Origin of the sequence: Nocardia sp. CA-135398 (assembly GCF_050955845.1) — a bacterium.
Lineage (GTDB): Bacteria > Actinomycetota > Actinomycetes > Mycobacteriales > Mycobacteriaceae > Nocardia.
Genome location: NZ_CP192084.1, coordinates 3,922,204 through 3,932,756, shown reverse-complemented (window position 1 = coordinate 3,932,756; position 10,553 = coordinate 3,922,204). Strand labels below are relative to the sequence as shown.

Genomic DNA, 10,553 nt, shown 5'->3' with positions numbered 1-10,553 from the left:
CTCAGCGATAGTCATGGAACCCCCGTCCGGTCTTGCGCCCGAAGTGTCCGGCGTCGACGAGTGCCGCGAGCGCGGGCGGCACGCGATAGTGCGACTCGCCGGTCTCGCGTCGCAGCACCTCGATGGTGTCGGCCACGTTGTCCAGCCCGATCAGGTCGGCGGTGCGCAGCGGGCCCATCCGGTGCCCGAGGCACTGCTCGAACAGGTCATCCACCGTCGCGGCGTCCGTTCCGGTGTCCAATGTCGCCGCGGCCTCCGCGATAGTCAGCATGAGTACGCGGTTCAGTACGAAACCGGGGCGGTCGCCGACGACGATCGCCTCCTTGCCGAGCGCGGCGATCAGATCGGTGGCCCGCTTCAGGGTCTGCGGTGCGGTCTGCTCGCCGCGTACGACCTCGACCGCGGTCGTCAATGGCGCCGGGTTCATGAAGTGCAGGCCGAGCACCCGTTCCGGTCGTTCGGTGGCGGCGGCCAATCGGGCGATCGGGATGGCGGACGTGCAGGATGCGAGCACGGCGTGTTCGGGACAGTGCCGGCCCAGTTCGCCGAACACCTTCTCCTTCAGCGTGATCCGCTCGGTCGCGCACTCGATGACGAAGCCGACGGCGCTCAACTCGTCGATCCGCTCCAACCATCGCACGCGCCCGCCGATGCCGGATGCGGTCCGGCGATCACCGCGGCCGAGCAGCAGCGCCAAGCGCACCGCCTCGTCGAGGCCGTGGCGCGCCCGCTCGGCGGCGCTGCGATCGGGTTCGACGACCTCGACCTGGTATCCCGCCTGCGCAAGGCACTGCGCGATACCGCTACCCATGGTGCCCGCGCCGATCACCGCGACGACGTCGTTCATCGGGTCACCTCCGTTGCCTCGATACTGCGCAGCGTGATATCCGGCACCGGATCGTCGGGCTTCTCCCGCATGGCGCGCAGCAGCCGGAGCAGATCTCCGAGCATGTCGCGGGCGGTGGATTCGTCGAAAAGCTCGGTGGCATAAAACAATTCGATGATTGCCGCGTCCCCGTCCGGCGCCAGATCGAGCGCGAGCTCCGTCGCGTCCGGTCGGCCGGCGCGGTAGCTGATCGCTGTGTCGCCGACGGTGGCGGTCGGTGTCGCCAGCGCCGCGGTGACCCGCGCGAGCAGTTCGGTCCCGTCCGGTTCGTCGGCGAGGTCGATGCGGGCCGCACCCGCCGCCAGTCCCACCGCGACCTCGTCCGAACCCGAATACCAGCCCAGCAGGGCAATCCACGCGCCAAGCAGCTCCGCATCGCCGGGCGCGGCGTCCAGTCGCGCACGCACGGCCGCGGTGGTGTACCGCATGGTGGCGGTACCGCGCGGTCGGTCCGTCGGAATCTCCAGTGCCGCCGCCGGTTCCGGCGCCGTCTCAGGGGTCACGAGCTCGTCGATCGGACGGTCGGAGGCCGACTCCACCAGCTCGGCGAGGACATCGAGATAGGCGGCGGCGAATCCGGCGGCCGTGCGCTGGGTGAACAGTTCGGTGCTGTACTCGAAGCAGGCCAGCATGTCCCGGCCGTCGCTGCGATCGTAGGTGATCAGGCTGAGGTCGAATTTCGCCGTGCCGACCGGCAATCCGCCGAACGCGTTGTGTATCGAGTGCTCCAGGTCGAAGAATTCCGGCTCGCCGTCGCCGAGGGGATTGCCCGTGCCGGGGAGTTCCTGGTGGACGTAGAGGACGTCGAAGATCGGGGTGCGGGACAGATCGCGTTGGTCGTCGAGTGCGTTGACCACCCGTTCGAAGGGGATCTCCTGATTCTCGAGCGCTCCAAGGACGGTTGCGCGCACCCGCTCGAGCAGATCGGCCACCGTCGCGGGACCGGACAGGTTGGCGCGCAGGGCGACCGTGCTGTTGAAGAAGCCGATGAGCCCTTCGAGCTCGCGGCGGGTGCGGCCGGTGGTCGGCGTGCCGATCACGATGTCGCGTTGCCCGCTGCGGCGCGCGAGCAGGACGTACAGGCCGCTCAGCAGAACCACGAACAGCGACACCGACGCGCGCTTCGCCACCGCGCGCGATCGCTCCAGCAATTCGGCCGAGACCGTGAACGGTTCCAGATCGCCGACGAACGTCTTGCGCGGCGGCCGGGGAAAATCGGTGGGCAACTGCAGCTTCGGCGCATCGCGCAGCAGGTGCACCCAGTATTCGAGTTCGTGCGCGAGGGCGCCCGACTCGACCATGTCGCGGTGCCAGCGCGCGTAGTCGCGGTAGCGGATCGGCAGCGGTTCGAGCGCAGCCGCCCGGCCCTCCTGCCGGGCGGCATACAGCTCGGGAATCTCGCGCGCGAGGATGGCCGGGGTGGCGCCGTCGGTGACGCAGTGATGGCAGGTCACCTGCAGCACATGCTCCTGCGGTGCCAGCGTCACCAGCAGCACCCGCACCAGCGGGTCCCGGGCCAGGTCGAATGGCGCCAGAGCGGCCTGGCGAATCAACTCGCGCGCGGCGGCGACGGGATCGGCCGCGCCGGAAACATCGGCGACACGGAAGAATTCGCCCAGCGACGGCCGAACCCGGACCGCGGGCTTTCCGTCGATCTCGACGAGGTTGTAGCGCAGCGGTTCGTGCCGCTCGGCGAAATCCTCGAAGGTTCCCTTGACGGCGGCGATATCGATCGCACCCCGCAGCACGTTGACCACCGGGTAGTTGTAGAGCGTGGTATCCGGAACGAGCTGGTGGTGGAACCACATTCGCTCCTGTCCGGCCGACATGACCAGCTCGTCGGTCCGCGTGATCGGCGACAGCCCCGGCTCGGCCACCGCCGGGACGGCTCCCGCACGCAGCAACTCGGCGAAATCGGCGACCTTGGGCCGCTCGTAGACATCGAGCAGCTTGGGTCGGAATCCGTAGGTCTCGGCGACACGCTCGACCAGTTGCACGGCGATGATCGAATTACCGCCGAGGTCGAAATAGTCGTCGTCCGGGCCGATTTCGGTCTCCGAGTGCAGGAGTTCGCGCAGCATCGAGCGCAGCCATTCCGTCGCATCCTCCGGTCGTTCCCGAGTGGACCGCACCGCGGGAATGCCGACGGGCGCAGCCGCGGTTGGCAGCTCGACCCAGCATCGTGAGCCGTGCAGCGGATGTCCCGGCAGCCGCACCCGGCGGCCGTCATCGGCATTCACCTCTGCCCAGTCCAGGTTCACCCCGCGCTCGTAGAGGCGGCCGAGGATGCCGATCGGACCACCCGAATCGGCTGTGCCGAAAAGGATCTCCGCGTCGGCACGGCCCCGCAGGTCTTCGGCGAGCAACCGTCCGAGCATGCCGTCCGGACTCGGGTCGACGAACACAACCGGCCCAGCATCCAACAGCGTTTCAGCCGCCGCGAGCAGTCGGGGCCGGTCCACGACGGGCTCCGCCGCGGCGCTGGCCAGCTCATCGGGATCGACGGGCGCCGAGGATCCGAGCAGATACCTGGCCGCGAACTTCGACGCCGCACCGCTCAGAATCGCGGCGAAACCAACACCGCAGGCGCGCAATCGATCGTGTATCGCGATCTGACCAGCGAGCACATCGGCGACGGCGCCTGTCGCGGGCAGCTGATCGGGCAGCCGGGCAGGCTCGATCCCGACGGGTGCAGCACCGGGCGAGAGCAGTAGCGCCACCCGCGGCGGGACCGGCTGCTCCGCGTCCGGAGCGATGCCGGCGCCACGCCGAACGAGCTCATCGACGAAAGCGTCGGTGCCCGTGGCGCATACCGCCACGCGATAGCCGTAATGCGTGCGGCCCCTGCCGAGGGTGAACGCTATGTCGGCCAGATCGACCGCGGCGCCGCGCAGCGCGGTCGCCAGCTCCCGGCACAGCTCGGCGAGCGCCGCCGGGGTCCGCGCCGAAATCCCGACGAGCCGGTGACCCGGCTCTCGGGGGTGTCCGAGCATCGGATCGTCGGGCGCCTGTTGCACGACACAGTGCGCGTTCGCACCGCCGAGGCTGTAGGAGCTGACGCCCGCGAGACGCGGCCCGCTCTCGGCGGCCGACGACCGCGGCCGGGTGACCACCTCGATCCCAGCCGCGGCCAGATCGAAATCGCCGGTGGGACGGCGGAAATGCAGCGATGGATACAGGCGGCCCTCGGCGACGGTCAACGCCGCCTTGACCAGTCCGGCGACTCCTGCGGCATGGTCGAGATGCCCGATATTGGTCTTGACCGATCCGATCGGCAGCGGCCGCGACCGTCCCGCGAACGCGGTGCGCAGGCCCTCCAGCTCGACCGCGTCCCCCAGCCGGGTCGCGGACCCATGTGCCTCGAGGTATCCGGCATCGCGCGGATCGAGGCCCGCATTCCGCCAGGCTTTCGTGATCACCCGCGCCTGGGCGGCGGCGCTGGGGGTGCTGATCGTCGCGGAGGAGTGCCCGTTGTGCAGCACAGCACTACCTCGGATGACGGCATATACGGGCGCGCGGTCGGCGCGGGCACGGCCGAGCGTGGTCAGCAGCAGGGCGGCGCCGCCCTCGCCGGGCACCGTGCCGTCGGCGTCCGCGTCGAAGGCCCGGCACTGGCCGCTCGGCGAAGCGATTTCCGTCATCGTCTGCGCGGCCCATTCCGGAGATCCGTTGGCGCGCACACTGACCCCGCCCGCGAGCGCGTAATCCGCATCGCCACAACGCAACTCGCGACAGGCGTGATGCACGGCGATGAGCGACGCATTGCAGCCGCTGTCGATCGCGTAGCACGGCCCGGTCAGCCCGAGCAGGTGCGCGATGCGGGCCGTGACACCGAATGGCAGATTGCCCAGCATGCTGAGCGGGCCGGGATCGACCGCCATGGCGTGGTAGGAGGGCATCGGTGCGCTGAACACCACGGCGGTCGTGGCCGCGCGCAGGGTGGCGGCCGCGTATCCGGCGTCCTCGATCGCCCGGTGCGCCAGCTCGAGCGCGATGCGCTGTTGCGGATCCATCAGCGACGCTTCGCGTTTGGACAATTCGAAGAAGGCATAGTCGAAGGTGTGGATGTCGGCCAGATGCCCCATGGGCAGGTAGCCGACGGTGCGGTCCAATGCGGTCGCCGCCGCGCGGGCCTCCGGCATCGGCCCGATCGAGCCCCGGCCGTCGGCGAGATTCGCGCGGAATTCGTCCAGATTCGACGCGTCCGGAAAGCGCACTCCGATGCCGACGATCGCGATGTCGTCGTTGCTTGCTCTATTCACGATTACGGTGTCCTTCACACCTCGAAAGCCAATGGCGTGCTGTCCGCCGGTTCGGACTCGATTCGGGTCGCCCGATCCGGCGACAGCGCGTCCGCCTGTGCGGCCACGGTGTCGAGGTCGAACAGCATCCCCACCGAGATCGCACCCGGCCACCCGGCCTCCAGGCGCAGATGGAGCGCGACCACCCGATGGGAGTTGCCGCCTACGTCGAAAAACCGGTCCGCACGGTCGAAGTCGTCGTGCTGGAGCACCCCGGACCAGATCTCGCCGATCGCCCGCTCGTTCTCGGTCCAGCCATCCCGTGACGGGGCCGTGCGCTGTTCGGGACGGGAGCGCAGCAGCGCGCGCAGCGCCGCCTCGTCGAGCTTGCTGCTGCCCGGTGCGATCGGCAGGGCCTCGACGGCCACGAACCGTTCCGGAACCGATTCGGGGGCAAGGCGTTCCGCGCAGTACCCGGTCAGCGCGGCGACGGTGGGCGGCGGTGCGGAACCGGCTGCCGGCACCCACAAGGCGGCCAGGTACACGGCATCATCGGAGTCCGTCGCGTCCAGCACGACCGCCTCGCGGACGGCGGGATGTCCCGCCAGTACCGTCTCGACCGCGGCGCGTTCGACCCGCACGCCCCGGACCTTCACCTGACTGTCGGCCCGCCCGTGGAATTCGATGTGACCGCCTGCGTCGACCCGCGCGAGGTCTCCGGTGCGATACATGCGCCCGCCCGGCTCGGTCGAGAACGGGTCGGCTACGAATCGGGCCGCGGTCAGTCCGGGCTGTGCCGCGTAACCGTCGGCGATTTGTCCACCGCCGAGGTACAGGTCGCCGCGGGTGCCCCAGCGGACCGGCCGCAGCGAGCGGTCGAGAATGTGCGCCGTCGTACCGTCGGTCGGCGTGCCGATCGGCACCACCGGCTGAGGTGTCTCCGCGACGACGTGGCAGATGCAGGTGACGGTCGCTTCGGTCGGGCCGTATTCGTTGTGCAGGCTTGTCGAGGGCAGAACCTCGCGGTGTTGTGTGACGAGGCGAACCGATACCGGCTCGCCGCAGAGGGTGACGATCCGCAGTGTCGACTTCAGCTCGCCCAGTCGCGGCAGCAGCAGCCGATAGAACGACGGCGTCGCGACGAAATGCGATACGTCATGGCGCACAGCTAGTTCGGCGACCGCGTCGACATCGGGCAGCATCCGAGCATCCGGGAGCACGCTGGTGCCGCCGACGGTGAGTGCCCAGGCCAGCGCCGAGAGGGAGCCGTCCCAGATCAGGCGCATCGCCGAGAAGGTCACGAGTTCGCCGTCGGTGTACGGATAATTCCGCGAGCCGATCAAGGTGGCGAGGTTGGCCCGCGAGACGACGACCGCCTTCGGCGCGCCGGTCGAGCCGGAGGTGGTGATGACGTACGCGGGTGCCCGCAGCGGCGGCTGGTCCGGCAGCGCCACGACGGATGGCTCAGTGTCCTCGGCGATGTTGGCGATGTCGAGCACCGCCGCCGCTGTCCCCGTCACCAGCGCGGCCACCTCGTCACGCGGGGTGGAATCGTCGCGACCGTCGAAGATCAGCGCGGTACAGGTCGTGGCCGCCAACACCGAACGCACCGCCGAGACGGGACGGCCCGGTTCGACCACACACCATGCCGCGGCCGCGCGCAGAGCCGCGATCATGCCGATCACGGTGTCCAGGCTCTGCCGTTGGAACACCATGACGGTCTGCCCTGGCCGCACTCCCATGGCGACCAGACGGCGCGCGAGATGCGCTGTGGCGGTGTCGAGTTCGCGGTATGTGAGCGACCGGTCACCCACCACGAGCGCGGTGCGGTCGGGTACCAGTCGGGCTTGGTGGAGGATTCCCCACAGCAGGTCCGTCGCCCGAGCACCGCCCGGCATCGAATCGGTCTGCGATGCCGGGCGCCCATCCATCACCCGGCCACCACCCCTCATGGAATCGCTACGCGACGCTGTGCTCATCCAGTCACCTCGACATGGCCGGTTCCGCTGATGTCCTCCGGTGGCACCGTGCAGACGAGCAGGACGCGGTCGCCGTCGGACTCGAGCACCTCGAATCCGGCGAATCTCAAGGTCACGAGCATCACCCGGTTCACCGGGGTCGCCACGAATTCCGCGGTCGGTCGCCGACCCGCCGCGCGGGCGCGCCGGACGATTTCCCGGATCAGCGCCGTCCCGACTCCGCGTGACATCACCCGGCAGGACATGAGCAGCAGGAGCAGCACCGAGTCGGAGCCGCGGATCTCCGAGACCGCCAGCCCGATGGTGCCGTAACCACCGAACCGGTCGCGCAGGGATGCCACGAGCACCTCGTGGCGCGGTGACGCGCACAGTTCCCGCAGTTCGTCGATGTCGAAGGTGGCCCCGGTGGTATTGAGCTGATGGGTGCGAACGGTCAGCTCATTTGCCCTGGCAAGGTCGGCCTCCGATGCCACGCGCACGGTCATCACCAGGCCCAACGATGCGAGGAAGTCCGCATCGGATCCGGCGAATTCGGCCTCGCCGACTCGGCGGGCATGTTCCGCGCGATAGTACGACCGGCGCTGCCGCGCTTCGGATGTCACGGTCTCCGGCGAAAATTCCGGAAGGTTCACCAGGTCGGGTACGCGATCGGCCGGATAGCACCGCACCTCGGGACAGGAGGTCGCCACCTCGGCCAACTCGACCGGGTCGTTGTCGACGAATGCTATGGTCTCGCGTCCGATATTCAGCGATTCGGCGATCCGACGGATCGCCGCCGACTTCGGGCCCCAGCCGATCTCGACCGCCGAGAACATGTCCTCGATCCCGTGTCGACGCAAATGCGCTGTGGCGGCGGATAATTCGCCACGGCTCGCGACGGCATGCAGGATTCCACGTTCGTCGAGGGTCCGGATCGCCCGCAGCACTTCGGGTTTCGGAGTCCCGCCGTCGGATTCGAGTACGACACCGGGCCAGACGGTGTCGTCGAGATCCCAGACCAGGCACTTCACCGTTGCCGCCATAGCTCAAACCCTCCGCATCAGGGCAGCGCTCCAGGCGGCCACCGGACTGCTGTTCAACAGCAGCGCATACGCACCGGACGTGCGGGTGGCCGCGGCGGACTCCAGGTTGACCAGCATGTCCGCCGAACCCAGGTGGCCGTATGCCGCGAGATTGCTCCGGCACGCCTCGTCGATCGTGGCGTCGAGGGCCTCCTCCCAGAAGGCGAACGCACCGCCCGACAGGTTCTGCATGAGGATCGGTCCCACCGAGTCGACCTGAATGTCATTGCGTTCCAGCAGCTCCGCAATGATGACGTCGAACCGCTTCTTGCTCTCGACCGCGAGCCGGAACGAGTAGCTGGATTCGTCGGTGCATTCCTCGGCCCACGCTCGCGACGGGGTGTCGCGGTAGTCGATTCGGAACAGGTCCGCGTACTTGCCGTCGCTGCGCAGGATCTGGTCGACGAACTCCCAGCGCCCGCCGGAGGCAGTGACGAGCAGCGCGGCCGCGCCATCGCCGAGCAGCGTCATGGGCGGGCGGTACCGGTGGCGGGTGGGGGTCTTGGCCGCGGCGACGACGAGAACGGTGCGGCACCCGGCGTCGGCGCGCAGCAGCGCCCCGGCGAGGGTCAGCGCGGCGGAGACCGATACGCAGCCGAGATCACCCACGCCCGCGGTGAAGGCGCGAGTTGCGCCGATCCGGTGTTGCAGCCGTGTCGTTTCCGATGCGAGCAGGTATTGCGGCGCGCGTCCCGTGACGAGCAGCAGCGCGTCGATATCGGCGGCTTCGAGCCCGGCCTCGTCCAGCGCCGCCGTCGCCGCCGCGGCGGCCAGGTCCACCTCGGACAGCTCGTCCGCCGTGCGCACCGTCTCGATGCCGAGTGCCAGCGCGTGTTCTCGTCGGTGCGCCGGAAGTTCGTCCAATTCGGTCAGGCTGGCGACCCGCGCGGAGGTGGCGGGGAACCACGTCGCCACCGGACCCAGCCGTACCGGTCCGTTCACCATCGCGCACCCCGCAATACGTGCTCACCGATGGTCACCTCGACGACCTCCTGTGCTCCCTCGATAATCCGCATGACCTTCGCGTCGCGGTAGAACCTGCCGACGCGGCTATCCGGTGCGCACCCCGCCGCGCCCAGTACCTGCACCGCCCGTTCACTCACCGTGGCCGCAGCGTTGGACGCCGCGTACTTCGCGGCGATGGTCGCGACGAGGGCGTGCGCGGATCCGGCGATCCGGTCGTCGGTCGCGCGGTCGCAGATGGCTTGTGCGCCTTCGACATCCACCCAGCAGCGGCCGAGCATCGCACGGATCAACTGGTGCTCGGCGAGGGTGGTACTGCCCTGGACGCGGGTGGCGGCGTGCGCGGCGGCGTCGGCGAGACAGGCTCGCGCGATCCCGACGCACCCCCATGCGACGGTGAACCGCCCGTGGTCGAGTGCCGTACCGATGACATGGGACAGGCCGAATCCCGGCGGGGCGATCAATTGTTCCGCGGGTATGCGCACGCGGTCGAACCAAATGTGCGCCACCTTGGCGCCGCGCATGCCGAGTTGCCCCTCGACCGGCTCCACGGAAACGCCGGGACGGTCGCGCTCGACAAGTGCGGCGCACAGTCCGCCGGGCGCTGTACCGAGTACCAGGAAGACGTCGGCGACCTGCCCGAACGTCACCCACAGTTTCTGCCCGGACAAGACGCGTTCCGCACCATGGTCCTCGAAAGTCGTTGTGACACCGGCCAAGTCGGTACCCGCCCCGGCCTCGGTCGCCGCCAGCGCGGCAACGACCTCGCCGGCCGTGAGCCTGGGCAGCCAATCGCGGCGCTGTTCGGCGGTTCCCCACCGATCCAGCGCGGCGGCGACCATGCCGTGCACGGTGACCAGCGAGCGCAGACTGGTGCAGTGTTCCCCGAGCGTGGCGGCGATTCGGCCGAGTTCACGCGCGTCCAGACCCGCACCACCGAATGTCACCGGCCGATCGGCGCCCAGCAGCCCGGACCGGGCCGCGAGCGTGATCATCTCGTCGGGCAAGCCCGCTCGATCCCACTGGGCCGCATCCGATTCCGCGGCCGCGACCACCTTCTCGACATCGATCACGACGGTCCGTTCCCGGACCGCTTGCGCTCGACGAACGCGGCCGCGCGGGCCGCGGTGCGGAAGTTGTCGAGATCGAGATCCTCGACCTCGACCGAGATCCCGTAGGTCTGTTCCACGTGTACGACGATCTCCAGTGCACGCAGCGAGTTGACCAGGCCCAGCGCGAAAATATCGTCGTCACTGGCCAATTCGACGGCGGCGATCGAGCCGAAGTACGCCCGCAACTCCTCCGCCAACTCCGCTCGGCGTGCCACGACCGGCTCCACCTGTTCCACGCGCACCTTCACCTCTCGACGTCATCCGGTGGCGAACGGCCGTGCGCCCTCGCTCCCCGCAGACCACGACAACAC

Annotated in this window: 7 protein-coding genes; all 7 read right to left on the bottom strand. The window is 69.2% G+C overall.

The genetic code is table 11. The features are described 5' to 3' along the window. Position 1: 1 nt before the first annotated feature. From ACQP1T_RS17260 to ACQP1T_RS17230, 7 genes are read right to left on the bottom strand one after another with little or no spacing between them, the layout of a single operon-like run. Positions 2 to 847 (bottom strand): 3-hydroxyacyl-CoA dehydrogenase family protein, encoded by an 846-nt coding sequence (locus tag ACQP1T_RS17260; protein WP_433761485.1) that lies wholly within the window; start codon positions 845 to 847, stop codon positions 2 to 4. Next, positions 844 to 5,148 carry a condensation domain-containing protein gene (locus ACQP1T_RS17255; protein ID WP_433761483.1) on the bottom strand — a complete coding sequence of 1,435 codons (4,305 nt, stop codon included), beginning with the start codon at positions 5,146 to 5,148 and terminating at the stop codon, positions 844 to 846. Before ACQP1T_RS17255 ends, ACQP1T_RS17260 begins: the two co-directional genes overlap by 4 nt. 14 nt (positions 5,149 to 5,162) lie before the next feature. After that, positions 5,163 to 7,106, bottom strand: a complete 1,944-nt coding sequence (locus ACQP1T_RS17250) for a non-ribosomal peptide synthetase (RefSeq protein ID WP_433761481.1) — start codon at positions 7,104 to 7,106, stop codon at positions 5,163 to 5,165. Then, complete coding sequence (locus tag ACQP1T_RS17245; RefSeq protein ID WP_433761480.1) at positions 7,103 to 8,128, bottom strand: HAD-IIIC family phosphatase; 1,026 nt, start codon at positions 8,126 to 8,128, stop codon at positions 7,103 to 7,105. Before ACQP1T_RS17245 ends, ACQP1T_RS17250 begins: the two co-directional genes overlap by 4 nt. 3 nt (positions 8,129 to 8,131) lie before the next feature. Further along, positions 8,132 to 9,112, bottom strand: coding sequence for a 3-oxoacyl-ACP synthase (locus ACQP1T_RS17240; protein WP_433761479.1), 981 nt, complete (start codon positions 9,110 to 9,112; stop codon positions 8,132 to 8,134). After that, complete coding sequence (locus ACQP1T_RS17235; protein WP_433761477.1) at positions 9,106 to 10,203, bottom strand: acyl-CoA dehydrogenase family protein; 1,098 nt, start codon at positions 10,201 to 10,203, stop codon at positions 9,106 to 9,108. The genes ACQP1T_RS17240 and ACQP1T_RS17235 overlap by 7 nt, the downstream gene beginning before the upstream one ends. Then, positions 10,200 to 10,490 carry an acyl carrier protein gene (locus tag ACQP1T_RS17230; RefSeq protein ID WP_433761476.1) on the bottom strand — a complete coding sequence of 97 codons (291 nt, stop codon included), beginning with the start codon at positions 10,488 to 10,490 and terminating at the stop codon, positions 10,200 to 10,202. The genes ACQP1T_RS17235 and ACQP1T_RS17230 overlap by 4 nt, the downstream gene beginning before the upstream one ends. Between the last annotated feature and the right edge of the window lie 63 nt (positions 10,491 to 10,553).